Origin of the sequence: Aquabacterium sp., assembly GCF_041909175.1 — a bacterium.
Taxonomy (GTDB): domain Bacteria; phylum Pseudomonadota; class Gammaproteobacteria; order Burkholderiales; family Burkholderiaceae_C; genus Aquabacterium.
The window spans coordinates 51,448-75,740 of record NZ_JAYRDZ010000012.1 but is presented as its reverse complement, the minus strand read 5'-3'; the positions used below and the strand labels follow the sequence as shown (position 1 = coordinate 75,740).

The window sequence follows — 24,293 nt, the reverse complement described above, 5'->3', positions numbered from 1 at the left end:
ACGAAGGCCTTCAGGACTTGATGCGGCGGTCGAGCTCCGCCTGGGCGAAAAACGCGCTGGCCAGCTTCAGGATCTCGTTGGCCTTGCGCAGTTCACGGTTCTCTCGCTCCAGATCTTTGATGCGTTGGGCATCTGCGGTGGTAACGCCGTCACGTTGACCAGCATCCACCTCGTGCTGTCGCACCCAAGTGTGCAGGGTTTGCGGCACGCAGCCAATCTTCTCGGCAATCGATTCGATGGCCGCCCATTGCGACGGGTGCTCTGAGCGGTGCGCCAGCACCATGCGCACGGCGCGCTCACGGACCTCAGGCGAAAAATTCGGGGACTTCTTCATGGCCCCATTCTCCAGTGTTGGAGCCTCCGCAAAACCCGGGGCGCTTCAGTGCCGCCATCGAAAGCCAAGAAAAATCGAGGCTCGTTGGGTCGCTGGTTGGCAGGCGCCCCTTCTTTCGCCTGGGCACGCTTCGTTGCCACTCAAAGCAAAGGCTTGTTTCACCTGCGGCCACGTAGGTCAACGCGTGAAATGCAACCCCAGACTCATGCCATGACCGCGCAGGTGTGCCAGCCCTTGGTGGTGCAGATCAGGCTCAGTGCGCAACCGACTTTGAAAACACGTTGATCACCACAACGCCAACAAGAATCAGCCCCATGCCAACAAGCGCAGGGGCGTCCAGCGACTGACCGAAGATCACCCAGCCAATCACCGAAATAAGCACAATACCCACGCCAGACCAAATGGCGTATGCAATACCTGTTGGCAGGACGACCAGCGCCAAGGACAAAAAGTAAAACGAAATGCCATACCCGGCAAACGTTGCGATGCTTGGCACCAGCTTGGTGAAATTGATGGACGCTTTGAGAAAGCTGGTCGCCACCACTTCAGCGCAGATGGCTACAGCCAAGAATAGGTATGCCTTGTTCATGCCTTCACTCTAAATGGATCCATGGCGGGCACCCAAATCAGACACAGTGCCCTTGTTGTTCTGCCTGGCCAATGTCTTGACGAGGCCCAAACAACGTGAACTCGGCGATGCTGAACTGCTGAACCTCAGGCCGCGCGCAATCTGGCCCGCAAGAATTGCCCCGCCACAAAGATGTCCTTCTCCACCGCACGGCGCACGCCTGCGGTGTCTCCCCGCTTGAGGGCCTTCATCACATCTTCGTGCGCATCATTGAGCACGGGGGCTGAGGCGGGCGTGTCAAACAGCTGGTTGGAAATGGGACCGGCTTTCAGCCACAAGGTGTCAATCAGGCCCCACAGGGTGGGCGAACCCGCTGCACGGTAGAGAATGACGTGAAAGTCTTCATTGGCGGCGAGGTAGTCGTCTCGCCGGCCTTGCTGCAGCGACTGCGCCATGCGGTCACACAAAGCCTGTAGCGCCTGCACTTGCTCCGGTTGCAGGCGTCCCGCCCCGCGCTCGGCGGCCTCGCCTTCGAGCAGCATGCGAATTTGCAGCAGGTCGTCAAACTCGGCCACGCTCAGGCGCGGCACGGCCACACCGGCGTTGGGCACGTTCACCAACGCACCTTCGGCCGCCAGGCGTTGCAAGGCAGCGCGCACAGGCATCAGGCCCACACCCAGTTCGGCGGCCACATTGCGAATCTTCAAACGCTCCCCAGGCAGGAAGCGCCCCACCGTCACCCATTGGCGCAGGTGGGCATAGACCGCGTCCTGCTGTGTTGCTTCAAGGGGGGCGGCGGTGGTGTCGTTCATGCGCTGGTCAGGTCCTGCAATGCACTGTCCATGGCCTCGATCAGGCGGGCCACATCAGCGTCGGTAGTATCAGGGCAGATCAGCATCATGTTGTGGAAGGGTGTGATCAACACGCCGCGGTTGAGCAGGTACAGATGCAGTGCATGCTCGAGCTCGGCATCCATGGCTGCACCGGCTTCGGTGCCGTTGCGCGGCGGCACGGGGCAGAACTGGAATTCGGTACGCGCCCCCACCTGTGTCACGCACCATGGCAAGCCATGGCGCGCGATGACGCCGCGCAAGCCGTCAGCCAGACGAGCCGCACGTGCATGCATGGGTGCAAACACCTCCGGCGTGAGCAGTTGCTCCAGCGTGGCGCGCATGGCTGCCATGGCCAGCAGGTTGGCCGTCAGGGTGGTGCCAATACCGGAATGCCCAGGAGGGGCCGCCAGCTTGGCAGCTTGGGCCCGCTCGGCCACAGCCGCACTGAAACCATAGGCGGCGCAGGGCATGCCACCGCCCAAGGCCTTGCCCACCACCACCGCGTCCGCCTCGATGCCATGGGCACGCGCATAGCCGCCCGGGCCACTGCTGAGGGTGTGGGTTTCGTCCATCACCAGCAAGGCACCGTGGCGCCGGATGATCTGCTGTGCTTCGGCCCAGAAGCCGGGTTCAGGCATCACCATGCCGATGTTGGTCATCACCGGCTCGGCCAGCACGCAGGCCACGTCGCCCGGGGCCAGTGCTGCCTCCAGCGCCGCCAGGTCATTGAACTCGACTACGCGGGTGGTGCCAAGCAGCTCATGAACCTGCCCCAGCAGGCTGGGCCGTTGCACCGCTTGCCCGTCGATCAGATCGACAAACACGTCGTCGACCGTGCCGTGGTAGCAACCATTGAATACCAGCAGCACCTTGCGGCCCGTGGCCGCACGCAACCAGCGCAGCACGAAGCGGTTGGCATCGGTGGCCGTCATGGCAAATTGCCACTGAGGCAGCCCAAAGTGCGCTGCCAGCAACCGCCCCACCGCGGCGCCGTCTTCACTGGCCAGCATGGTGGTCAGGCCCTGTGCGGCCTGGCGTTGCAGGGCGGACGTCACGGGCGCGGGCGAATGGCCGAACATGGCCCCTGTGTCACCCAGGCAGAAGTCAACCAACTGATGGCCATCCAGATCGGTCAGCTGTGCCCCCTGGGCATGGGCCACCTGAAGCGGGAACGGCGTACCCCAGTCGTTCATCCAATGCAGAGGAACCCCAAACATCAGGTGCTCGGCTGCATGAGCTGCCAGCTTCCTGGAACGGGGGTTGTTCTGCTCGTACAGTGCACGTTCACGCAGCAACAGCGAGCGAACGCGTTGAGGATCAATGCCGGTATCAGGGCGGGCGTGTTGGGCATGGGCGCTCATGTTGGGCGTCGTCTCCGTGGCAATTCAGTTCAGACCAGCAACAGCAGGTGCTCGCGCTCCCAGCTGCTGATGACTCGGTTGTAGGTGGCGTACTCCAGTTCCTTCACTGCGCAGAAAGCGTCCACAAAGGTGTCGCCCAGCACGTCTTTCATGGGCTCGCACACACGCATGACCTCGATGGCGTCTTCCAGATGGCGCGGCAGTTCGTGGCTGACGTTCCAGGCGCTGTCTTCCGTGGGGTCAGACGGCTGCAGGTGGTCACGCATGCCCAGCCAGCCGCAAGCCAGCGTGGCTGCCATGGCCAGATAAGGGTTGGCATCGACACCCGGCACGCGGTTTTCCACGCGGCGGTTGGCTGGCCCTGACTTCGGCACACGGATACCGCAGGTGCGGTTGTCATAGCCCCAGCGCACGTTGATCGGTGCAGACATGTAAGGCGCCAGCCTGCGATAGGAGTTCACATAGGGCGCAAACATGGGCATGACCTGTGGGATGTAGGTCTGCAGGCCGCCGATGAAGTAATGAAACAACTCCGATGCCGTCCCGTCAGGCCGACTGAAGATGTTGTGTCCATCGGCGTCTGAAATGCTCTGGTGGATGTGCATGGCACTGCCCGGCTCGCCTTCCATGGGCTTGGCCATGAAGGTGGCAAACACCCCATGACGCAGCGCCGTTTCACGCACTGCACGTTTGAACAGGAACACGCGGTCAGCCAACTCCAGCGGGTCGCCGTGCGTGAAGTTGATCTCCATCTGACCAGGGCCCGCTTCGTGGATCAGCGTCTCGACACCGAGCCGATGCTGGGCGCAGAAGGCGGACAGCTCCATGAAGAACGGGTCGAAGTCATTGACCGCATCAATGGAGTAGCTTTGGCGCCCTACTTCCGGCTTGCCCGTGCGGCCCAGGGGCGGCTGCAGAGGCTCATGCGGGTTCTGCTGGCGAGCCACCAGATAGAACTCCATCTCGGGCGCCACCACCGGCTTCCAGCCCTGACGTTCGTACAAGGCCAGCACACGGCGCAGCACCGCACGCGGCGACAGTTGCACCATGCGGCCATCCCACTCTTCGCAGTCGTGGATGACCACCGCCACCGGCTCGGCCGCCCACGGCACGATCCGCACGGTGGCCCCATCGGGTTTGCAGACCATATCAGGGTCGGTGTCGCCCACGAACGGTCCGTTGTCCGGCTGCTGGCCGTTCACCGTGTTCAGCAGCACGCTCTTGGGGATGCGCATCTCGCCGCTGGCAAGGAACAGGTCACGCGGCAGGATCTTGCCCCGCGCTATGCCCGTCATGTCCGGAATCACGCACTCCACCTCGTGGATGTGGTGGCGCGTCAGGAAGTCTTCGAGTGATGTGTCCATGGACGCAGTGTAATCCAAACCGAGATTTGTGATCACAAATAAGCAACATTCAATCAATTTGCGCAAATTGATACCAATCATTGATCACATGATTGACGATGTCGTTTGGGCGCCATAGTTGGCAGCAGCTCTTCCCAGAACACGCGAACATGACCGACACTAGGGCCAAAGCAACAATAAGCAACAAAGGGAGCCTGGGCTCGCATGAGTCACACAGGGATTCTTCGTTCATGGAACGATGACAAGGGTTTTGGCTTTATCGCCCCGACACATGGCGGGCGCGAAGTGTTTGTGCACATCAGTGCCTTTCCGAGAGATGGCACGCGCCCCACAGTGGGCGAAACCCTGTCATTCGAGCTAGACCAAGGCAAAGATGGGCGACCTCAGGCCATCCGAATCACCCGTGCAGCCATTGGTGCAAATCAACCTGTGCGCAGCCGTCCCCAGCGAATCGAGAAACGTGGTTGGGGCGGCCCCATAAGAACCGCGTTGCTGCTTGGTCTGCTCCTCACACTGGGTTTGATCGGCTACCAGCACTTTCAGGCCAGCCTGCACCGCAGAGAATTGGCTCAAATGCCACCAACAGTCTCGCCCACCTCACCCCATGAGCACGCCGACACGGCTCCAGCCACATCGGCAGGGTCGTTCCGATGCGATGGCCGCACGCACTGCTCACAAATGACGTCATGCAGCGAAGCCAAGTGGTTTCTCAACCACTGCCCCGGAACCAAGATGGATGGCAACAACGATGGCGTGCCCTGCGAACAGCAGTGGTGCACCAATTCTTTTCCCCGCTGAACACGCTTACGGAGCAGCCCCATGACATTCCGCCAGATGGCAAGCGCCGCAGTCATGATGACATTCATCTGCACTGCAGCCCTAGCCGACCCACTGACCACAGAAAAGCGAGCAGACATTGAGAAGCTTCTGAGCATGACCAATGCCCTGGCGCTCAGCAAGCAAATGGCCACGGCCACAGTGGGCAGCATGATGAACAGCCTCAAAAAAGCGCGCCCCGACATCCCTGAAAAGGTGCTGAACATGCTGCCAGCCGAGGTCGAAGCGGTCTTTGAGGAAAACATGGGCTCGTTCAAAGAGGCCATGATCCCCATTTACGACAAGCACTTCACCGATCCAGAGTTGAAGGAGTTGATTCGCTTTTACTCAACCCCCCTGGGCACGAAGCTGATCGCCACCATGCCAGCCCTGATGCAGGACGGCATGATCGCAGGCCAACGCTGGGGCATGGGGCTGGCACCCAAAATCAACCAGCGCATTTCGGCCAAGCTCAAACAGGAAGGCGTGAAGATCTGAGCGCCACACACACACGCCCCAAAACAGAAAACCCCAAGTGATTTCTCACTTGGGGTTCTGTTTTTTGGCGGAGACGAAGGGATTCGAACCCTTGATGCAGGTTTTGCCCACATACTCCCTTAGCAGGGGAGCACCTTCGGCCTCTCGGTCACGTCTCCAGCAACAGCGCGCATTCTAACCCGAAAACTCAGGCTTTCAGCGCGTTGCGCTCAAAACAACACTGAATCAGGCCTTGGCTTCGTCCAGGCCGAAAGCCTTGTGCAGCGCGCGCACAGCCAGCTCCATGTACTTCTCGTCGATCACGACGGAAGTCTTGATTTCGCTGGTGGTGATCATCTTGATGTTGATACCCTCTTGCGACAGGGTGCCAAACATCGTGCTGGCGATGCCCACGTGGCTGCGCATGCCGATACCGACGATCGACACCTTGCAGATCTTGTCGTCACCAATCACGTCCGCAGCGTTCAGCTCGGGCTGCACCTTGCTCTTGAGCAACTCGATGGCGCGGGCATAGTCACCACGCGGCACGGTGAAGGAGAAGTCGGTCTTGCCATCACGCGAGACGTTCTGGATGATCACGTCCACATCGATGTTGGCCTCGGCAACCTTGCCCAGGATCTTGAATGCGATACCAGGGGTGTCAGGCACACCGACCACGGTGATCTTGGCTTCGTCGCGGGTGAACGCGATGCCGGAAACAACGGCTTGTTCCATTTCTTCGTCTTCCTCAAAACTGATGAGCGTGCCAGACTTGGCTTCTTCGTCCAGGGGGATGTCCCAGGGCGTGAAGCTGGACAGAACACGCGTAGGCACGCGGTATTTGCCGGCAAATTCCACCGAGCGGATCTGCAGCACCTTGGAGCCCAGCGAGGCCATTTCCAGCATTTCTTCAAAGCTGATGGCCTTCAGGCGGCGGGCGTCGGGCACCACGCGCGGGTCGGTGGTGTACACACCGTCCACATCGGTGTAGATCAGGCATTCGTGGGCCTTCAGTGCCGCTGCGACTGCCACGGCAGACGTGTCGGAACCACCACGACCCAGCGTCGTGATGTTGCCATTGGGGTCAACACCCTGGAAGCCCGTGATGATCACCACCTTGCCAGCATCGAGATCGGCACGGACCCGCTTGTCGTCAATGCTCTCAATACGTGCCTTGGTGAAGGCCGAATCGGTCTTGATGGGCACTTGCCAACCCGCGTAGCTGACGGCATCCATGCCTTCAGCCTGCAGGGCGATGGACAGCAAGCCCACCGACACCTGTTCGCCGGTGGAAGCGATCATGTCGAGCTCGCGAGGGCTCGGGCGATCGGATAACTCTTTGGCGAGACCGAGCAGTCGGTTGGTTTCACCGCTCATGGCCGAAGGCACGACCACGATTTGATGACCAGCCCGCACCCACTTCGCCACGCGCTTGGCCACGTTGCGGATGCGCTCCGTAGAGCCCATCGACGTACCGCCGTATTTGTGAACAATCAGTGCCATGTCAGATGTCGGAGAAACGATCGCGCCCGAAAACACACAAAGACACTCGCGCGATCAAACATTCAATTTTAGCGTGGAATGCGGACAATCAAACAGTCCGTTGTGGCACCCAGTGCAGGACGAATTGCACATCGTCCGTTTTTGCCCAGGCTCGCGCATCCATACCCAGCCCGGGAACGAACAACAACTGCCCAGAGGAGCCATACACCAGCGGCCCCAGCCGCTCCCATGCGGGCACATGCTCCGACTGGTATTGCTTGCGCAGCGCCCTCACCGGCCTGTTGCCCGCCAACTGGAAACCTTCACCACCCTCGCGACTGCGCAACTCCGCCTGGCGCAGGGCAGCAGCCGTTACCCCACCCTGATCACAAGGCAGCACATGCAGCGAGCCATTCCACTGGGGAACAGGGTAGATGCCCGGCTCACTGAGGTTGATGCTCACCGACGCCACAGCGTGCACCGAAGCATCGGCGCGGCGGGGCTCGCAACGCAACAGCCCCTTGTAAAGCGAGACAGTCCACAGGCCGGCGGACCAGTGTCCGGGACGCCCCTGAGCCAGCAAGCGCGGCAGCTCCTCGGTCAGACGCGCAACCAGGCTGGAAGGCATGGTGCGCTGGCTGCATTGAGCAAACCAGTGGCGCAACAATTCCCTCTGCATGGGCAAGCCTTCCACGATCAGTTGTGCGGCGTCCAGATCAACACGACCAGCCCCCTCACCCAGGGCGATGCTTGCCAGTTTCTGATCGGCCCATTCAGCCAGACAGGCTTGCGCATCAGCCGCACGGCTGGCGGCATGCGCCAACGCGGTCTCTGCATGATCAAACGCCTGCGTCAACGCGGGCCATACAGATAAGCGCAACCGATTGCGTGCATAGCGCTGATCGGTGTTGGAGTCGTCGTCGACATAGCGCAGTTGATGCAGGTCGACATAGGCCTCGATGGCCTCGCGGCCATGGCGCAACCAGGGGCGCACCCATTGGATGCCGGCCCGATCGACCTCCACAGGCATGGCGGCCATGCCAGCCAGGCCGCCACCACGCAAGGCCTGCAGCAACAGGGTTTCAGCCTGGTCGCGCTGATGGTGCGCCAGCAGCACCATCTCGGCCCCCTGCTCTCGCGCCATCTCCGCCAACGCCGCATAGCGCGCGGTGCGAGCGACTGCCTCCAGGCTCTCACCCGGCTGCACCTGCAGAGACAAGCGCCTGAAGCTGAATTGCACTGGAAGACCGGCTGCCGCCCAGGCATCACATTGCTGCGAAGCCAGTGCGAGCCAGTCATTGGCCTGGGCGCTCAGACCATGGTGTACATGCAGCGCGGCCACCCGCACATCACCACGTTCGGCGGCTGCGCGCAGGGTGGCATGGAGCAGCGCGGTCGAATCTCGACCCGCGCTGTAAGCCACCGCGACGACGGTGCTCAATGCTCCTTGGTGTCGTTGAAACGACCGTAGCTCTGCAGGCGATCGTAACGATGCTGCAGCAACTCCTTGACCTTCAGGTCACTGATCTGGCGCAGCGCATCATTGAGCCCACGCTTCAGGTTGGCTGCAGCCTGCTTGTGGTCGCGATGGGCACCACCCACCGGTTCGCTGACGATCTTGTCGATGAGGCCCAGGGCCTTCAAGCGGTGTGCCGTGATACCCAGTGCTTCAGCCGCATCAGATGCACGGTCCGCCGTCTTCCACAGGATGGAGGCGCAACCTTCCGGCGAGATGACCGAGTACACCGAGTACTGCATCATCAAAACCTGATCGGCCACGCTGATGGCCAGCGCGCCACCCGAGCCACCTTCGCCAATGATGGTGGTGATGATGGGCACTTCGAGACGGGCCATTTCGAAGATATTGCGGCCAATGGCCTCGGACTGGTTGCGCTCTTCCGCGCCAATGCCAGGATACGCCCCCGGGGTATCCACAAACGTGAACACCGGCAGGCCAAACTTTTCAGCCAACTGCATCAGGCGCAGGGCCTTGCGGTAGCCCTCAGGACGCGACATGCCGAAGTTGCGGGCAGCGCGTTCCTTGGTGTCACGCCCCTTCTGGTGACCCACGACCATGCAAGGCTGGCCGTTGAAGCGCGCCAGGCCGCCGACGATGGACAGGTCATCCGCAAAATGGCGGTCGCCGTGCAGTTCCTGGAAGTCGGTGAACAGTTCGTTCACGTAATCCAGCGTATAGGGGCGCTGCGGGTGACGGGCAATCTGCGTGACCTGCCATGGCGACAGGCTGCTGTAGACGTCTTTGGTCAGCTGCAGGCTCTTCTTGCTCAGACGGTCGATCTCTTCCGAGATATCGACCGCTGATTCACTTTGAACGTAGCGCAGTTCTTCGATTTTGCTTTCGAGCTCAGCGATCGGCTGCTCGAATTCCAGGAAATGTCGTTTGCTCATGGCAAGTCATCCTCTATCACTACCGCACTGCGAAAGGTGCTCAGTATTCCACGGGAACCGGATCAAGGCTACGCCACAGATACCAGGTTCCCACTGTTCGATAAGGCGCCCAGGCCTCGGCCAGTTCACGTGCTTCAGCACGCGATACCGGCTCACCACTGAAATAACTCTGGCTGATGGCCTTGATGAGGCCCAGGTCATCCAGCGGCAGCACATTGGGCCGCATCAGGTGAAAAATCAGAAACATCTCGGCCGTCCAGCGACCGATTCCGCGGATGGCAACCAGCTCGTCGATGATGGCCTCGTCGTCCATCTTCTCCCAGTGGGCCACGTGAACCTTGCCTTCCACAAAGTGGCGGGCCAGGTCCTTCATGTATTCGACCTTGCGGGCAGACAGCCCCACGGCACGCAACTCCTCTACCGTCAAGGCGAGGATGGTTTCCGCGGGCAGCACGACACAGCTCTCGGACACCAGTTCAAGCCGCTTCAACAGCTTGACCCAGACAGACTGCGCGGCCTTGACAGAAATCTGCTGACCGACGATGGAGCGCGCCAGCGTGGTGAAGGCATCGCGACGGCTATAGAGCCGCGCATGCCCGAAGTCGGCAATCATTTTGCGCAGCACGCGATCGCGCTTGGACAGGTGCTTGCAGGCATCGTCCCAATAAGGCGGCGTGACCAGACTGGTCACGGTAGGGGTTTCAGCAGACATCAGGCTTTGACCCAGGTGGTGCCCTGCGGGCTGTCCTTGAGCACAATGCCTTGCGACAGCAACTCGTCGCGAATGCGGTCCGCCTCGGCAAAATTGCGCGCCTTCTTGGCTGCCGCGCGATCAGCAATCAGTGCCTCGATGGCTGCTGCATCCACACCACCTTCCGCCGACACATCACCCTGCAGATAGGCCGTAGGGGCTTGTTGCAGGATGCCCAGCACCGACCCCAGCGCCTTGAGCTGGCGGGCCACCTCGATCGAACGCGAGCGATTGAGCTCGGCCGCCAGATCGAACAGCACCGACAAGGCAATGGGCGTGTTGAAGTCTTCATCCATGGCCGCCTTGAACTTGGCTGCAGGTGCCTGCGACCAGTCCACATCAGCCAGACTCACCGTTCCCACATCCAGCCCATCCAGTGCGGTATAGAGCCGGCGCAGGCCATTGCGCGCATCGTCCAGACCGGCGTCACTGAAGTTGAACGGGCTGCGGTATTGGGTGCGCAGCATGAAGAAGCGCAGAGTTTCGCCATCGAAGTGCTTGAGCACATCACGGATGGTGAAGAAGTTACCCAGCGACTTCGACATCTTGACGTTGTCGACGTTGACGAAGCCGTTGTGCAGCCAGTAATTGACGAACTGCTGACCAGTTGCGCCTTCGCTCTGGGCGATTTCGTTCTCGTGGTGCGGGAACTGGAGATCAAGCCCACCGCCATGGATGTCAAAGTGCTCGCCCAACAGCGAACAGCTCATCGCCGAACACTCGATGTGCCAGCCAGGACGGCCAGACCCATAAGGCGAGTCGTACTTGGCGTCGGCAGGTTCTTCCGGCTTGGCAGACTTCCACAGAACAAAGTCCAGCGGATCCTGCTTGCCGTCGTCTACAGCCACGCGCTCACCGGCACGCAACTGGTCCAAGCTTTTGCCTGACAGCTTGCCGTAACCCGGGAATTTGCGAACCGCATAGTTCACATCACCATTGGGGGCGCGATAAGCCAGCCCGTTGGTTTCCAGCTTGCCGATCAGATCCAGCATCTGGCCGACATACTCGGTGGCGCGCGGTTCGTGTGTAGGCGGCTCGATACCCAGCGCTGCGATGTCGGCATGCATGGCCCGGGTCATCTCGTCGGTCAACTCACGGATGGTGATGCCGCGCTCGACAGCCCGACGGATGATCTTGTCATCGATGTCGGTGATGTTGCGAACATAGGTGACCTCGTAGCCACTGGCCTTGAGCCAGCGCTGCACGACGTCGAATGCCATCATCATGCGGGCATGGCCCACGTGGCAAAGGTCGTAGATGGTCATGCCGCAGACATACATGCCCACGCGGCCAGGAACCATCGGAACAAAAGACTCAACCTGGCGTGACAGGCTGTTGAAGATACGCAAAGTCATGGACAAACTTCAGAGGTCGGGTCGGGCTGAAACACCCATGGCACCGGCTTTCCGGACACCAAAGCACCGGGCCGTACGCGACGTGACGCAACAGGGGAACACACCCACCGTGCAACTCAGAACGCTCAGATACAATCTGCCGAGTATACCGGCCCGCCCGCGTGGGAGGATGACAAGGATGGCCAGACGACCTGAGGGCCACTCGGGATCATGGCTTCTGGCACGCGAAGTTGGCCGCCTTCAAACTGATTGATTGCAAGAAACCCATGCAAGCTGTTGCCCACCGTTCCGGCGCCCGACTCACGACGCTGGCTATCAAGCTGATGGCCGTTGCTGCCATCTCGATGAGTGCCCTGTCGGCCAGGGCCGACGAGGTTGCAGAAGTGCAGAAGCTGCTCGCCGCAGGCAAGAACGTTGAGGCCATGCAGCGAGCCGATCAGTTTCTGAACACCAAGCCGCGCGACCCCATGATGCGCTTCCTCAAGGGCATCAGTCTGTCGCAGGCTGGTCGCGCACCGGAGGCCATCACTGTCTTCACCAAACTGACTGAAGACTACCCAGAGCTGCCTGAGCCCTTCAACAACCTGGCCGTGCTCTATGCACAGCAAGGTCAGTACGACAAGGCGCGCACGGCACTGGAAATGGCCATTCACACCAACCCGAGCTATGCCACCGCCTACGAAAACCTGGGCGATGTGTATGCCAAGTTGGCCAGCCAGGCCTACTCGAAGGCACTGCAGATCGACACCCGATCGGCCGTGGCCCCCAAACTGGCCATGATCCGCGACATCTTCCCGCGTGAACGCAACTCCATGGTGGCGGCAGCCAACCCGATGGTGGCTGCGCCCACGCCGCCCGCTGCACCTACCCCCAAGCCGACACCAGCCCCCGCCACACCAACCAAGCCCGCTCCGGCAGCGGTGACACCGCCGCCAGCCCCGGAGCCCAAGCCGGTTGCAAAGCCTGAGCCCAAGCCTGAAGCCAAACCTGCCGCCAGCGACAACAAGGCCGAAAAGGACGTGGAAGCCGCGCTGCGGGCCTGGGCCTCGGCCTGGAGCCGCAAGGACATGAACGATTACTACGCGTCCTACAGCCGTGATTTCGATGGCGGCAAGTCTCGCAAGGCGTGGGAGCAAGAGCGTCGTGATCGCATCATGGGCAAGCGCAACATCTCCGTGAAGCTGTCCGACGTCAACGTGACCATCAAGGACAACAAGGCCTCGGTCCGTTTCCGCCAGGAATACAAGGCCGACAGCCTGAACATCAGCAGCACCAAGCGCGTCGAGATGGCACGCTCGGGTGGCAAGTGGGTGATCGTGAAGGAAAGCGCTGGCTCGTGATCAAGGTAATGCGACGTGGGGCCGAGGTCGTGCTCACACGTCTTCTCGGAAGCCATCTGATGGCAGCGGCCATCGCACTGGGGCTGGCAACACCGGCGTGGTCGGCGGGAGAGCCCAAGCTTTCCCCTGAAGCCCGTCTGATCGAGGTCTACAAGCTGATCGGCGCAGGCAACACGCGCGCCGCGTTGCAAAAAGCCGAAGCGCTGACGCAAGACGTCCCGACATTCCAGTTGGCACAACTGGTCTACGGCGACCTGCTGATGGCGCAGACCGGGGCCATCAGCAGCATGGGCAATGCACCAGCCGGCCTCGTTGCACGCGCACCCCAAAAGCTGGATCAACTGCGCACCGAAGCCAGACGGCGCCTGTCGGCCCTGCAAGAGCGCCCGCCTACCAACGCGGTGCCCGCGCAATTCGTGCAGTTGCCCAGCACGACGCGGCACGCCATTGCTGTCGACGCCAGCCGGTCACGCCTGTACCTGTTCGAAAACGGCCCCAACGGGCTCAAGCTCGTGTCCGACCACTATGCATCGATCGGCCGCCTGGGTGCAGACAAGAGCGTGCAGGGTGACCAGCGCACGCCACTGGGGGTGTACTACATCACCAGCAGACTCGAAGGCAAGCAACTGACCGACTTCTATGGCAGCGGTGCCCTGCCCCTGAACTACCCCAACGAGTACGACCGACGCCTTGGGCGCACAGGCCATGGCATCTGGCTGCACGGCGTGCCGTCTGACAGTTTTGCCCGCAGCCCGAACAGCACCGATGGCTGCGTGGCGCTGTCCAACCCCGAGCTACAAGGCTTGCTGGAGCGCGTCGAGCCACGTACCACCCCGGTCGTGATTGCGAAGAACCTCGACTGGGTCGCCCCTCAGCAGTCTCAACCCCAACAGCGCAGCCTTCACAATTTGCTGGAAGGCTGGCGGGTCGCCCGCGTCACCGGCGACATGGCTCGCTTGCTCTCGTTTTACTCGGAAGCATTTGCGGGCAACGGCGTCAAGGACCTGGGTCAATGGCGCCAGACGCTGCAACGCGAGAATGCCGGCCAGCGCAACAAGTCGCTGGAACTGAAGGATGTCGCCATCCTCAAATGGCAAGACCGGGGCGACGTGATGGTGGTGACCTTTGGCGAGCTGACCAACGGTCAACGCAATGGCCCCATCAAACGTCAATACTGGGGCAAGGAAAACGGCCTCTGGAAAATCTTCTACGAAGGAGTGATCGGATGATGAACACAACCCGAGTGATCCTCGCGGGCGCCCTGGCGGCCACGCTGGCCGCCGTCCCGGCCTGGGCTCAGAAGGTGCGACTCGCCACCACCCAAGGCGACATCGTGGTGGAACTGAATGCTGCCAAGGCACCCAAGACGGTCGACAACTTTGTCCAATACGTCAAAAGCGGCCAGTACAACGGCACCGTGTTTCACCGCGTGATTGACAACTTCATGATTCAAGGTGGCGGCATGACACCTGACCTGAAGGAGAAACCCACGCGCGCGCCCATTCCGCTTGAAAGCCGTAACGGCTTGAGCAACCTGCGCGGCACCATCGCCATGGCACGCACCAACGTGCCCGACTCTGCCACCGCACAGTTTTTCATCAATGTGAAGGACAATCCCTTCCTGGATGCTGCACGCTCGCCTGACGGCAACGGCTATGCCGTGTTCGGCACTGTGGTGCAAGGCATGGATGTCGTGGACAAGATCCGCAAGGTCGCCACGACCCAGAAAGGCATGTACGGTGACGTGCCGGTGCAGCCCATCGTGATCAAACAAGCCACCATCGAGAAATAAATATGACCAAGACCGTTGAACTGCAAACTTCCGCCGGCAATATCCGCATCGAACTGGATGACGCCAGCGCACCCGTTACCGTCGAGAACTTCCTGGGCTATGTGCGCAGCGGTCACTTTGACGGCACCATCTTCCACCGCGTGATCAAGGGTTTCATGATTCAAGGCGGCGGCTTTGAAGTCGGCATGAAGCAAAAGCCCACCGGTGAGCCCATCCAGAACGAAGCCAACAACGGTCTGAAGAACGAGCACTACACCATTGCCATGGCCCGCACACAGGCCCCGCATTCGGCCAGCGCCCAATTCTTCATCAACACCAACAACAACGAGTTCCTGAACTTCAAGTCGGAATCGATGAGTGGCTGGGGTTACGCCGTGTTCGGCAAGGTGGTGGCCGGCACCGAGGTGGTTGATCAGATCGAAAAGGTCAAGACTGGCCGCAGCGGCTTCCATGATGACGTGCCGGTGGAAAATGTCGTGATCAACAAGGCCGTCGAGATTGCCTGATCTGACTGCGGGGGCCCTGCCCCCCTTCCCTGGCGCTCAAGCCATCCATGCACCGCCCTCGTGGCGGTGTATTGATTTTGTGTCGGACCTGCACCTGCACGCCGAACTGCCCCGTACCACGGCAGCATTTGTCCATTACCTGGCACACACCCGAGCCGATGCCGTCTTCATCCTGGGTGACCTGTTCGAAGCCTGGGTCGGTGACGACATGCGCCACGAGGCCTATGAGGGCGCCTGCACCGCGGCCCTGGCCGACTATGGTCGCGGCCATTGGCTCGGCATCATGGTTGGCAACCGCGACTTCCTGCTGGGCGCCGACATGGCCCAGGCCTGCCACGCACACCTGCTGGATGACCCCGCCATGCTGATGGCGTTCGGGCAATCACTGCTGCTGACCCATGGAGACGCCCTCTGCCTGGCCGACACGGACTACCTGCGTTTTCGCGCACAGGTCCGCACACAGGACTGGCAAGCCGCGTTTTTGACCAAGCCACTGGCAGAGCGCCTCGCGATAGCCGCACAGATGCGGATGGCCAGTGCCGCACATCAGCAGCAACAAGCCCCCGAGACCTGGGCCGACGTCGATGCTCAGGCTGCCCTCAGTTGGCTGACTTCAGCCGGCACCCAACTGATGGTGCACGGCCACACACACCGGCCCGGCATGTTCCCCCTGAATGCGGAAGGCACGTCGCACCGCGTTGTGCTGAGCGACTGGGGTCTCGACCATACCCCAACCCCCAGGGGTGAGATTCTCAGGCTCACACCAGATGGCCTGAAACGCATACCGCTCTCCGACGCGTGAGCAAGCAATCCACCCCGGAATGAAAAAGGCCAGCAGATTTGCTGGCCTTTTGGGTGATGGAGGCCCCAAGCCCCCTGGCATCACTCGGCTGTAGCCGGTTCAGCCTTGGGCTTGTCGCTCTTCTTGTTCGACTGGATATCGAGCTTCACCTCGGCTTCGCCAGAAGTGTTTTCTTCGATATCCACCGTCAGGCGGCCGCCGTCGACCAGGCGACCAAACAGCAACTCGTCGGCCAAGGCACGACGAATCGTGTCCTGGATAAGACGTTGCATTGGGCGCGCGCCCATGAGCGGATCGAAGCCCTTCTTGGCCAGGTGGCGACGCAGCGCATCGGTGAAGGTGACCTCCACCTTCTTCTCGGCCAACTGGCTTTCCAGCTGCAGCAAGAACTTGTCGACCACCCGCAGGATGATCTCCTCGTCCAGCGGCTTGAAGCCAACGATGGCATCCAGACGATTGCGGAACTCGGGCGTGAACATGCGCTTGATGTCACCCATTTCGTCGCCCATTTCGCGCTGACTGGTGAAGCCGATGGTGGCCTTCTGCAAGGTCTCCGCACCCGCGTTGGTGGTCATGACGATGAGCACATTACGGAAGTCAGCCTTGCGACCGTTGTTGTCCGTCAAGGTGCCATGGTCCATGACCTGCAGCAGGATGTTGAAGACATCCGGGTGGGCCTTCTCGATTTCGTCGAGCAGCAGCACGCAGTGCGGCTTCTTGGTCACAGCCTCTGTCAGCAGGCCGCCCTGGTCAAACCCAACATACCCCGGAGGCGCGCCAATCAGGCGGCTCACGGCATGGCGCTCCATGTACTCCGACATGTCGAAGCGGATCAGCTCGATACCCAGGATATAAGCCAACTGCTTGGCCACTTCCGTCTTGCCGACGCCCGTAGGACCACTGAACAGGAAGGCGCCAATAGGCTTGTCGGGCTTGCCCAGACCAGAGCGGGACATTTTGATGGCCGCAGACAGCGCATCAATGGCCGCATCCTGACCGAACACCACGCTCTTGAGGTCGCGGTCCAGGGTCTTGAGCTTGGAGCGGTCATCGTTCGACACACTGGCCGACGGCACGCGGGCGATGCGGGCGACGATGTCCTCCACCTCGGCACGGGTGATGGTCTTCTTCTGCTTGCTCTTGGGCAGCACACGTTGAGCCGCACCAGCCTCATCGATCACGTCAATGGCCTTGTCGGGCAGATGACGGTCATTGATGAACTTGGCAGACAACTCAGCCGCAGCTTGCAAGGCGCCCAGTGCGTATTTGACGCTGTGGTGCTCTTCAAACCGTGACTTGAGCCCCTTGAGGATCTCGATGGTCTGCTCGACCGAAGGCTCCACGACCTCTACCTTCTGGAAACGGCGAGACAGCGCAGCATCCTTCTCGAAAATGCCGCGGTACTCCGTGAAAGTGGTGGCGCCGATGCACTTGAGCTGACCAGAGCTCAGCGCTGGCTTGAGCAGATTACTTGCATCCAGCGTGCCGCCCGATGCCGCACCAGCACCAATCAAGGTGTGGATCTCGTCGATGAACAGAATAGCGCCCGGCTGCTCCTTGAGCTGCTTGATGACAGCCTTCAGGCGTTGCTCGAAATCACCACGGTACTTCGTCCCGGCCAGCAAGGCGCCCATGTCGAGCGCAAACACTTCAGCGTCGGCCAGCACCTCGGGCACATCCTTTTGCGTGATGCGCCATGCGAGGCCTTCCGCGATAGCGGTCTTGCCCACGCCAGCCTCACCCACCAGCAGCGGGTTGTTCTTGCGACGGCGGCACAGCACCTGGATGACACGCTCCACTTCGGACTCACGGCCGATCAGTGGGTCGATCTTGCCTTCGAGAGCCAGGTGATTGAGGTTCTGGGTGTACTGCTCCAGAGGCGAGGCCTTGGACTCGCCCATTTCCTCACGCTCACCTTCGGGCGCCCCGCCTTCTGAAGACGACTTCATCGGTTCAGGGGGATCCGCCTTGCGGATGCCGTGCGCAATGTAGTTGACCACGTCCAGGCGTGTCACACCCTGCTGGTGCAGGTAGTAGACGGCGTGCGAATCCTTCTCGCCAAAGATGGCCACCAGCACGTTGGCGCCGGTCACCTCTTTTTTGCCGCTGCCAGAAGACTGGACATGCATGATGGCGCGCTGGATAACGCGCTGGAAACCGAGTGTCGGCTGGGTGTCAACCTCGTCGGTACCGCCCACCGTCGGCGTGTTGTCACGCACGAACTGATCCAGGTTCTTGCGCAACTCATCCAGATTGGCGGCGCAGGCTTTCAACACCTCGGAAGCAGAGGGGTTGTCGATCAAGGCCAACAGCAAGTGCTCCACGGTGATGAACTCATGGCGCTGCTGACGGGCCTCGACGAAGGCCATATGCAGACTCACTTCCAACTCTTGCGCGATCATGCGGTCTCCAGAATGCACTGCAGGGGATGCCCGGCGCGCCGGGCGGCGGCAAGAACGAGTTCGACCTTGGTGGCCGCGACGTCTTTGGTATAGACACCGCACACACCACGACCTTCGTGGTGGATTTTGAGCATGATTTGCGTAGCTGTCTCAATGTCGTGCCGGAAGTATTCCTGCAAAACAGCAACCACGAACTCCATAGGGGTGAAGTCGTCGTTCAACATCACGACCCTGTACAACTTGGGCGGCTCCAGACTGACTGCCTTCTTCTCGGCAATGGCCAAGCCGTCCGAGCCCTCGCCGGGAACCTGGCCCGGCGTGGAAGCATGAGGATGTAACGGTCTGGTCATGAACTCATTCTAAGAGACGGATTCCGCTCATGTGTGCCATGTTGAGGTATCCCACCATTCTTCAAGGGCGGAAATCCGGCAGGGTTGTTGGATTTTTCCGCTTACTCACCGGGCACACCCTCACAACACACAGCGCACCTGTCGGCTACCATGCAATCCGCGGGCCAATCTCATTTATGATTCAAACCCCAAACTGAGGGAAAGCACCCCCAGGTGGTTGCTTGACACTGTCCGAAGCAACGCTCAAAAATGTGAACAAATTAACAGGAGGGGTAGCATGGCTACAGGCACCGTCAAATGGTTCAACGACGCCAAGGGATTTGGTTTCATTGAGCCGGACCAAGGAGGCGGAGACGTCTTCGCTCATTTCTCAGCGATCCAGATGGAAGGGTTCCGCACCCTGAAGCAAGGCGCCAAGGTTCAGTACGAACTGGTAGCCGGCCCCAAAGGCATGCTGGCGCAGAACATCCAACCCATTGAAAGTGGCTCCGCCACAGTCAAGCAGGCAGACCCGATGCCCGAGTTGCACTATCGGGAAACCGCTGTCGCAAGCGGCACCAGCCTGTCGCACTGAGATCTGATCATCGCGCGCATGTAAGCCCGACAAAGCGTACATGGGCGCAACAATCCCGACACAGCCGACAGAAACAAAAAACCCGCCATCACTGGCGGGTTTTTTTATCTGCGATCGGCCCTGACGGGCCCGTGATCACATGTTGTCGATCATGACCTGGCCAAAGCCCGAGCACGACACCTGGGTTGCGCCCTCCATCAGGCGGGCGAAGTCATAGGTGACCTTCTTGCTCTGGATGGCGCCGTTCATTGAGCTGATGATCAGATCAGCTGCTTCGAACCACCCCATGTGACGCAGCATCATTTCAGCCGACAGGATTTCGGAACCAGGGTTCACATAGTCCTTGCCAGCGTACTTCGGTGCAGTGCCGTGGGTAGCTTCGAACATGGCCACGGAGTCAGACAGGTTGGCGCCCGGAGCGATACCGATACCACCAACCTGAGCTGCCAGCGCGTCAGAAATGTAGTCGCCGTTCAGGTTCAGCGTGGCGATCACGCTGTACTCTGCAGGGCGCAACAGGATCTGCTGCAGGAAGGCGTCGGCAATAGCGTCCTTGATGACGATGGTCTTACCGGTCTTCGGGTTCTTGAACTGGCACCACGGACCACCGTCGATCAGCTCTGCACCAAACTCGGTTTGAGCCAGGGCGTACGACCAGTCACGGAAGCCACCTTCAGTGAACTTCATGATGTTGCCCTTGTGCACGATGGTCACGCTGGGCTTGTCGTTGTCAATGGCGTACTGGATGGCCTTGCGCATCAGACGCTCAGTGCCTTCCTTTGACACGGGCTTGATGCCGATACCGGAGGTTTCGGGGAAACGGATCTTCTTCACGCCGAACTCGGTCTGCAGGAAGCTGATCAGCTTCTTGGCCTTGTCGCTCTGGGCTTCGAATTCGATACCGGCATAGATGTCTTCCGAGTTCTCGCGGAAGATCACCATGTCGATCTTTTCGGGTTCCTTCACAGGCGAAGGCACACCCTTGAAGTAGGTCACGGGGCGCAGGCAGACATAAAGGTCGAGCTCTTGACGCAGTGCCACGTTCAGCGAACGGATGCCACCACCGACAGGCGTCGTCAACGGACCCTTGATGGACACAACATAGTCCTTCAGGACTTGCAGGGTCTCTTCAGGCAGCCAGACGTCGGGACCGTACACGCGGGTCGACTTTTCACCAGCATAGATTTCCATCCAGTGGATCTTGCGCTGACCGCCATAAGCCTTGGCCACTGCAGCGTCAACCACCTTGATCATCACGGGCGTGATGTCGAAACCGGTGCCATCCCCTTCGATGTAAGGGATGATGGGGTTGTTGGGAACATTGAGCGAGAAGTCCGGGTTGACCGAGATCTTCTGGCCACCTTCGGGCACCTTGATGTGCTGGTACATGATTGTCGTCTCCGCGTTTGGCGTTTCCGTGATTGCGATGCCATGGATGTCGGCAGCGCGTGGCAACGATTCTAAGCGAGCCCGTTTATCCGACGTAGCAGTAAGGACCGTAAATACGGGTTTACGTTGCCAATTGGCGCCGCCCCGATGCGCAACATGTCATGAACGTTGCGTCACATCAACGCCACGGCCGCCTCACTCAGGCGCACCAGGCATTCCATTGGTCGACCAGTCGGTGGTACACCGCCCAGCCAGCCATGATGGCCAGCATCAGGCCTGCAAAGCGAATAGCCCAGCGCGGATCGGTCAAGCGCAACACCAAACCCTGCCAGCCCCCCGGCAAGGCCTCGGCCGAATCAAGCGAATTGGGCTGCTGCCGATAGAACACCAATGGCATGGAGCCGTCACCTGCTCCTTGCGCGACGGCTGGCGCGCTCACGGGTTGATGGCGTGCTTTGGCTACCAGCCAGGGCATGGCCCACAACCCCACCGCACTGGGCACCGCGAAAGACACCATGACGAGCGCGCCGTCCAGCGGCGTGTTGCCCAGCGCAGCCACCGTGACCGCACCATAGAGCAGGCCACAGGGCAGTGCCGCCCAGGCCATCCCGCTCAACAACGGTAGCAACATGCCGGCCCAACCACCAGACGACGATGCAGGTTGACGCCCTGCTCGCACCTGAACCGCACGATAGGCGTCATGCGCCCACTGCTCGAGCATCACTGGCATGCGTGCCGTGAAGAGCAGCCACAAACCCAGCATGCACGCCGCCAATTGCGCCAGCACCCACAGTGGCTGAAGCATCGCAATCTGCTTGCTCCATTGACCTGCCAGGGTGGTGGCGGTGGCCGCCACGGCACCCAGCATGGCATAACCAACAACCCGCCCAACGAGGGCAGCCATCGGCAACGGCTTGCGCAACAGTGCAGCACAGGCCGTGCCGCACATCGCAGCACAGTGCGGTATGCCTGCCAAGCCCATGAGAAAGGCCGTGAGCATCAGACCAGACAACATGCCTGGCTCCCCTTCAAGGCCGACGAATCAGATGATGCGCGAGAAGCGCTCGACCGTCTTGTCTGCCTGCAGATGGCGATCAAAGACCATGGCGATGGCACGCACAAAGTACCACCCCAGCGGCGTGACGCGAACACCATCCGACTCCATCTGCACCAGCCCCAACTCGACGAGCGGCTCCAGCTGACGCAACTCAGAGGCGAAGTATTGCTTGAAATCGATCAGGTAAGCCAGATCGATCGATTCGAAGTCGACTCGCCCCTGGCACATGATGGCCATGATCACGGCCCGCCGAAGGATGTCGTCGTGGCTCAAGGTCAGGCCACGGACGATCGGGAACTCCGAGCGCGACAAGGCGTCGTAGTACTCCTCAAGCGTCTTGGCATTCTGGCTGTAGTGCGCCCCGACACGACCGATGGCCGAGACGCCCAGGCCGATCAGGTCGCTGTCCGGATACGTGCTGTAGCCCTGAAAATTGCGATGCAGCAAACCCTGACGCTTCGCCACAGCCAGGCTGTCGGTGGGCAAGGCGAAGTGATCCATGCCGATGTACTCGTAACCAGCATCACGGAAGACTTCAATGGCCATGGCCAGCATGCCGATCTTGTCGGTCGGCGCCGGCAGCAATGCGGCGTCAATGCGACGCTGAGGCTTGAAGCGCTGCGGTAGATGGGCGTACGCGTACAATGCAACCCGCTCGGGGCGCAACGAGATCACTTGCTCCAGTGTCCGACGGAAACTGGCCAGGGTCTGACGCGGCAAGCCGTAGATCAGATCCGTGTTGATCGAGTCAAAGCCCTCGGCACGGGCAGCCGCCATCAGCCCAGCAACCTGATCGTAGGGCTGCACGCGGTGCACGGCCTGTTGCACATGTGGATCGAAGTCTTGAACACCAAAACTCAATCGATTGAAGCCCATCGCCGCCAGACGCTTGAGGCGTTCAACATCAATGGTGCGCGGATCGATTTCGATCGAATACTCACCCCCCGGAGCGAAACGGAAGGCCGACTGCAGCATGCCCAGCACGCGCTCCAGTTCGTCGTCGGTCAGAAACGTCGGGCTACCGCCGCCGAAGTGCAACTGAGACAAGCTCTGGCCCCGCCCGAGTGCCGACACGTGCAGATCGATTTCCCGTTGCAGTGCGTCGAGGTATTCCGCCGCACGCTCATGGTGCTTGGTGATGACCTTGTTGCACGCACAGTAGTAGCAAACCGATTCGCAAAACGGAATATGCACGTACACAGACAAGGGCATGACCGCGCCCCCCACGGCGCTGGCGCGCTGGGACAAGGCCGTCGCATATTGATCCGGGCCAAAAGCCTCTACAAAGCGATCAGCCGTCGGGTAAGACGTATAGCGGGGGCCACTGACGTCCAGACGCGAAAGCATCTCCCGTGTAACGACTGGTGGCTGAGAATGTGCGAGGACCTGTGTGCTCATGGGCGGGGACTGTGCCAAACTTGGATATTGAAGGGTTGACATGGCTCAAAGTCACGTAGACCGATCTGGCAACAATCGGGCCACCTTTGAGGTTTCTCATGTCGAACAGATCTACGCCCAACCTTGACGCACAATGCGGGGACACCGTTGTCAATGTCCCGAGTAACAAACCGCAAGCCGACTCGAGCGGCCACGATCCCTGTTCCATGAAATACGAAGCCTTCAAAGTCGCCTGCTCCAGCTGCAACCTCCGCGAGTTGTGCCTGCCCGTCGGTCTGACCGAACCGCAGCTTTCGCATCTGGACACCCTGATTGCCTCACGCCGCACCGTCAAGCGTGGCGAGGCCTTGTTCCACACCGGGGACCCCTTCCGCTCGGTCTACGCCGTGCGCACGGGCTTCTTCAAGACCGCCATTTCATCCGAAGATGGCCGAGACCAGGTAACGGGCTTCCAGATGGCCGGTGAATTGCTTGGCCTGGACGGCATCAGCACAGACCGGCATGCCTGCGATGCCATCGCACTGGAAGATTCTCAGGTTTGCGTGATCCCCTACTCCCAACTGGAAGACCTGTCGCGCGAGTTCTCTGACCTGCAGCATCAGTTCCACAAGATCATGAGCCGCGAAATCGTGCGCGACCATGGGGTGATGCTGCTGCTGGGCAGCATGCGCGCAGAAGAGCGCCTTGCGGCCTTCCTGCTCAACCTGACGCAACGCCTCCATGCACGCGGCTTTTCGGCCTCTGCACTGGTGCTGCGCATGACGCGCGAAGAGATCGGCAGCTATCTCGGCCTGAAGCTCGAAACGGTCAGCCGTACCTTTTCGAAATTCCAGGAAGAAGGCCTGCTGGAGGTCAAGCAACGCGACATCCGCATCCTCAACGAAGATGGCCTTCGTGCCCTGGTCAACAGCGTGAAAAGCTGATCAACCTGCT

The 24,293-nt window shown here is 60.5% G+C and carries 23 protein-coding genes, 1 tRNA gene and 1 pseudogene; 9 read left to right on the top strand and 16 right to left on the bottom strand.

Annotated elements, in window-relative coordinates:
- The 5 genes and pseudogenes from ACE3PH_RS15005 to ACE3PH_RS14985 all read right to left on the bottom strand — a co-directional run.
- A pseudogene (locus ACE3PH_RS15005) lies at nt 1–334 on the bottom strand (transposase); the annotation flags it as partial.
- 253 nt (nt 335–587) lie between these two features.
- Entirely contained in the window at nt 588–923 is a 336-nt protein-coding gene (locus tag ACE3PH_RS15000) for an SMR family transporter (RefSeq protein WP_374320515.1), read from the bottom strand.
- Nucleotides 924–1,048: 125 nt separating this feature from the next.
- Complete coding sequence (locus ACE3PH_RS14995; protein ID WP_374320513.1) at nt 1,049–1,714, bottom strand: GntR family transcriptional regulator; 666 nt, start codon at nt 1,712–1,714, stop codon at nt 1,049–1,051.
- A complete protein-coding gene (locus ACE3PH_RS14990; RefSeq protein ID WP_374320511.1) occupies nt 1,711–3,096 on the bottom strand; it encodes an aspartate aminotransferase family protein in 1,386 nt (461 codons plus the stop codon). Before ACE3PH_RS14990 ends, ACE3PH_RS14995 begins: the two co-directional genes overlap by 4 nt.
- 29 nt (nt 3,097–3,125) lie before the next feature.
- Entirely contained in the window at nt 3,126–4,460 is a 1,335-nt protein-coding gene (locus tag ACE3PH_RS14985; RefSeq protein ID WP_374320509.1) for a glutamine synthetase family protein, read from the bottom strand.
- Between the two features lie 204 nt (nt 4,461–4,664).
- Here ACE3PH_RS14985 and ACE3PH_RS14980 point away from each other — a divergent pair, with 204 nt between their 5' ends.
- Together ACE3PH_RS14980 and ACE3PH_RS14975 are read left to right on the top strand one after the other, a co-directional pair.
- Complete coding sequence (locus tag ACE3PH_RS14980; protein WP_374320507.1) at nt 4,665–5,258, top strand: cold shock domain-containing protein; 594 nt, start codon at nt 4,665–4,667, stop codon at nt 5,256–5,258.
- A gap of 135 nt (nt 5,259–5,393) precedes the next feature.
- Nucleotides 5,394–5,774, top strand: a complete 381-nt coding sequence (locus ACE3PH_RS14975) for a DUF2059 domain-containing protein (protein ID WP_374320505.1) — start codon at nt 5,394–5,396, stop codon at nt 5,772–5,774.
- 65 nt (nt 5,775–5,839) lie between these two features.
- Here ACE3PH_RS14975 and ACE3PH_RS14970 read toward each other — a convergent pair.
- The 6 genes from ACE3PH_RS14970 to cysS all read right to left on the bottom strand — a co-directional run bounded on the left by ACE3PH_RS14970 (nt 5,840) and on the right by cysS (nt 11,750).
- A tRNA-Ser gene (locus ACE3PH_RS14970) sits at nt 5,840–5,932 on the bottom strand.
- A 67-nt stretch (nt 5,933–5,999) separates the two neighbouring features.
- Nucleotides 6,000–7,256, bottom strand: a complete 1,257-nt coding sequence (locus tag ACE3PH_RS14965; protein WP_374320503.1) for an aspartate kinase — start codon at nt 7,254–7,256, stop codon at nt 6,000–6,002.
- 88 nt (nt 7,257–7,344) lie between these two features.
- Nucleotides 7,345–8,676 carry a tRNA lysidine(34) synthetase TilS gene (gene tilS / locus ACE3PH_RS14960; protein ID WP_374320501.1) on the bottom strand — a complete coding sequence of 444 codons (1,332 nt, stop codon included), beginning with the start codon at nt 8,674–8,676 and terminating at the stop codon, nt 7,345–7,347.
- Entirely contained in the window at nt 8,673–9,644 is a 972-nt protein-coding gene (locus ACE3PH_RS14955) for an acetyl-CoA carboxylase carboxyltransferase subunit alpha (RefSeq protein WP_374320499.1), read from the bottom strand. The genes tilS and ACE3PH_RS14955 overlap by 4 nt, the downstream gene beginning before the upstream one ends.
- Nucleotides 9,645–9,684: 40 nt before the next feature.
- A complete protein-coding gene (locus tag ACE3PH_RS14950; protein ID WP_374320497.1) occupies nt 9,685–10,356 on the bottom strand; it encodes a DNA-3-methyladenine glycosylase in 672 nt (223 codons plus the stop codon).
- Nucleotides 10,356–11,750 (bottom strand): cysteine--tRNA ligase, encoded by a 1,395-nt coding sequence (gene cysS, locus ACE3PH_RS14945; protein ID WP_374320495.1) that lies wholly within the window; start codon nt 11,748–11,750, stop codon nt 10,356–10,358. The genes ACE3PH_RS14950 and cysS overlap by 1 nt, the downstream gene beginning before the upstream one ends.
- Before the next feature lie 266 nt (nt 11,751–12,016).
- On the opposite strand from cysS, the gene ACE3PH_RS14940 reads away from it, so the two are divergent.
- From ACE3PH_RS14940 to ACE3PH_RS14920, 5 genes are read left to right on the top strand one after another with little or no spacing between them, the layout of a single operon-like run.
- Complete coding sequence (locus ACE3PH_RS14940; protein WP_374320493.1) at nt 12,017–13,090, top strand: tetratricopeptide repeat protein; 1,074 nt, start codon at nt 12,017–12,019, stop codon at nt 13,088–13,090.
- Between the two features lie 59 nt (nt 13,091–13,149).
- Complete coding sequence (locus ACE3PH_RS14935; protein WP_374320491.1) at nt 13,150–14,319, top strand: murein L,D-transpeptidase family protein; 1,170 nt, start codon at nt 13,150–13,152, stop codon at nt 14,317–14,319.
- Nucleotides 14,319–14,882 (top strand): peptidylprolyl isomerase, encoded by a 564-nt coding sequence (locus ACE3PH_RS14930; RefSeq protein WP_374320519.1) that lies wholly within the window; start codon nt 14,319–14,321, stop codon nt 14,880–14,882. The genes ACE3PH_RS14935 and ACE3PH_RS14930 overlap by 1 nt, the downstream gene beginning before the upstream one ends.
- 2 nt (nt 14,883–14,884) lie before the next feature.
- A complete protein-coding gene (locus ACE3PH_RS14925) occupies nt 14,885–15,388 on the top strand; it encodes a peptidylprolyl isomerase (protein ID WP_374320489.1) in 504 nt (167 codons plus the stop codon).
- A complete protein-coding gene (locus ACE3PH_RS14920) occupies nt 15,381–16,190 on the top strand; it encodes a UDP-2,3-diacylglucosamine diphosphatase (protein ID WP_374320487.1) in 810 nt (269 codons plus the stop codon). Before ACE3PH_RS14925 ends, ACE3PH_RS14920 begins: the two co-directional genes overlap by 8 nt.
- Before the next feature lie 80 nt (nt 16,191–16,270).
- On the opposite strand, the gene clpA is transcribed toward ACE3PH_RS14920, so the two are convergent.
- Nucleotides 16,271–18,592 carry an ATP-dependent Clp protease ATP-binding subunit ClpA gene (gene clpA, locus ACE3PH_RS14915; protein WP_374320485.1) on the bottom strand — a complete coding sequence of 774 codons (2,322 nt, stop codon included), beginning with the start codon at nt 18,590–18,592 and terminating at the stop codon, nt 16,271–16,273.
- Complete coding sequence (gene clpS / locus ACE3PH_RS14910) at nt 18,589–18,942, bottom strand: ATP-dependent Clp protease adapter ClpS (RefSeq protein ID WP_374320483.1); 354 nt, start codon at nt 18,940–18,942, stop codon at nt 18,589–18,591. The genes clpA and clpS overlap by 4 nt, the downstream gene beginning before the upstream one ends.
- A gap of 277 nt (nt 18,943–19,219) precedes the next feature.
- Here clpS and ACE3PH_RS14905 point away from each other — a divergent pair, with 277 nt between their 5' ends.
- The gene (locus tag ACE3PH_RS14905; RefSeq protein ID WP_374320481.1) at nt 19,220–19,516 is read left to right on the top strand and encodes a cold-shock protein; all 297 of its coding nucleotides are present in this window, start codon (nt 19,220–19,222) and stop codon (nt 19,514–19,516) included.
- A 135-nt stretch (nt 19,517–19,651) separates the two neighbouring features.
- Here ACE3PH_RS14905 and icd read toward each other — a convergent pair whose 3' ends face one another.
- The 3 genes from icd to hemN form a co-directional block, all read right to left on the bottom strand.
- Nucleotides 19,652–20,905: an NADP-dependent isocitrate dehydrogenase gene (icd, locus tag ACE3PH_RS14900; RefSeq protein ID WP_374320479.1), complete on the bottom strand. Its 1,254-nt coding sequence runs from the start codon at nt 20,903–20,905 to the stop codon at nt 19,652–19,654.
- Between the two features lie 199 nt (nt 20,906–21,104).
- Nucleotides 21,105–21,920 carry a sulfite exporter TauE/SafE family protein gene (locus ACE3PH_RS14895; protein WP_374320477.1) on the bottom strand — a complete coding sequence of 272 codons (816 nt, stop codon included), beginning with the start codon at nt 21,918–21,920 and terminating at the stop codon, nt 21,105–21,107.
- A 27-nt stretch (nt 21,921–21,947) separates the two neighbouring features.
- Nucleotides 21,948–23,309 carry an oxygen-independent coproporphyrinogen III oxidase gene (hemN, locus tag ACE3PH_RS14890; protein ID WP_374320475.1) on the bottom strand — a complete coding sequence of 454 codons (1,362 nt, stop codon included), beginning with the start codon at nt 23,307–23,309 and terminating at the stop codon, nt 21,948–21,950.
- A gap of 257 nt (nt 23,310–23,566) precedes the next feature.
- Here hemN and fnr point away from each other — a divergent pair, with 257 nt between their 5' ends.
- Nucleotides 23,567–24,283 carry a fumarate/nitrate reduction transcriptional regulator Fnr gene (gene fnr, locus ACE3PH_RS14885; RefSeq protein ID WP_374320473.1) on the top strand — a complete coding sequence of 239 codons (717 nt, stop codon included), beginning with the start codon at nt 23,567–23,569 and terminating at the stop codon, nt 24,281–24,283.
- Nucleotides 24,284–24,293 lie beyond the last annotated feature (10 nt).

Bases quoted from the DNA above. Each gene is read 5' to 3' on its own strand.
- ACE3PH_RS15000 (WP_374320515.1), bottom strand. From the start codon at position 923: ATGAACAAGGCATACCTATTCTTGGCTGTAGCCATCTGCGCTGAAGTG.
- ACE3PH_RS14995 (WP_374320513.1), bottom strand. From the start codon at position 1,714: ATGAACGACACCACCGCCGCCCCCCTTGAAGCAACACAGCAGGACGCG.
- ACE3PH_RS14990 (WP_374320511.1), bottom strand. From the start codon at position 3,096: ATGAGCGCCCATGCCCAACACGCCCGCCCTGATACCGGCATTGATCCT.
- ACE3PH_RS14985 (WP_374320509.1), bottom strand. From the start codon at position 4,460: ATGGACACATCACTCGAAGACTTCCTGACGCGCCACCACATCCACGAG.
- ACE3PH_RS14980 (WP_374320507.1), top strand. From the start codon at position 4,665: ATGAGTCACACAGGGATTCTTCGTTCATGGAACGATGACAAGGGTTTT.
- ACE3PH_RS14975 (WP_374320505.1), top strand. From the start codon at position 5,394: ATGACCAATGCCCTGGCGCTCAGCAAGCAAATGGCCACGGCCACAGTG.
- ACE3PH_RS14965 (WP_374320503.1), bottom strand. From the start codon at position 7,256: ATGGCACTGATTGTTCACAAATACGGCGGTACGTCGATGGGCTCTACG.
- ACE3PH_RS14955 (WP_374320499.1), bottom strand. From the start codon at position 9,644: ATGAGCAAACGACATTTCCTGGAATTCGAGCAGCCGATCGCTGAGCTC.
- ACE3PH_RS14950 (WP_374320497.1), bottom strand. From the start codon at position 10,356: ATGTCTGCTGAAACCCCTACCGTGACCAGTCTGGTCACGCCGCCTTAT.
- cysS (WP_374320495.1), bottom strand. From the start codon at position 11,750: ATGACTTTGCGTATCTTCAACAGCCTGTCACGCCAGGTTGAGTCTTTT.
- ACE3PH_RS14940 (WP_374320493.1), top strand. From the start codon at position 12,017: ATGCAAGCTGTTGCCCACCGTTCCGGCGCCCGACTCACGACGCTGGCT.
- ACE3PH_RS14935 (WP_374320491.1), top strand. From the start codon at position 13,150: ATGGCAGCGGCCATCGCACTGGGGCTGGCAACACCGGCGTGGTCGGCG.
- ACE3PH_RS14930 (WP_374320519.1), top strand. From the start codon at position 14,319: ATGAACACAACCCGAGTGATCCTCGCGGGCGCCCTGGCGGCCACGCTG.
- ACE3PH_RS14925 (WP_374320489.1), top strand. From the start codon at position 14,885: ATGACCAAGACCGTTGAACTGCAAACTTCCGCCGGCAATATCCGCATC.
- clpA (WP_374320485.1), bottom strand. From the start codon at position 18,592: ATGATCGCGCAAGAGTTGGAAGTGAGTCTGCATATGGCCTTCGTCGAG.
- clpS (WP_374320483.1), bottom strand. From the start codon at position 18,942: ATGACCAGACCGTTACATCCTCATGCTTCCACGCCGGGCCAGGTTCCC.
- ACE3PH_RS14905 (WP_374320481.1), top strand. From the start codon at position 19,220: ATGGCTACAGGCACCGTCAAATGGTTCAACGACGCCAAGGGATTTGGT.
- icd (WP_374320479.1), bottom strand. From the start codon at position 20,905: ATGTACCAGCACATCAAGGTGCCCGAAGGTGGCCAGAAGATCTCGGTC.
- ACE3PH_RS14895 (WP_374320477.1), bottom strand. From the start codon at position 21,920: ATGTTGTCTGGTCTGATGCTCACGGCCTTTCTCATGGGCTTGGCAGGC.
- hemN (WP_374320475.1), bottom strand. From the start codon at position 23,309: ATGCTTTCGCGTCTGGACGTCAGTGGCCCCCGCTATACGTCTTACCCG.
- fnr (WP_374320473.1), top strand. From the start codon at position 23,567: ATGAAATACGAAGCCTTCAAAGTCGCCTGCTCCAGCTGCAACCTCCGC.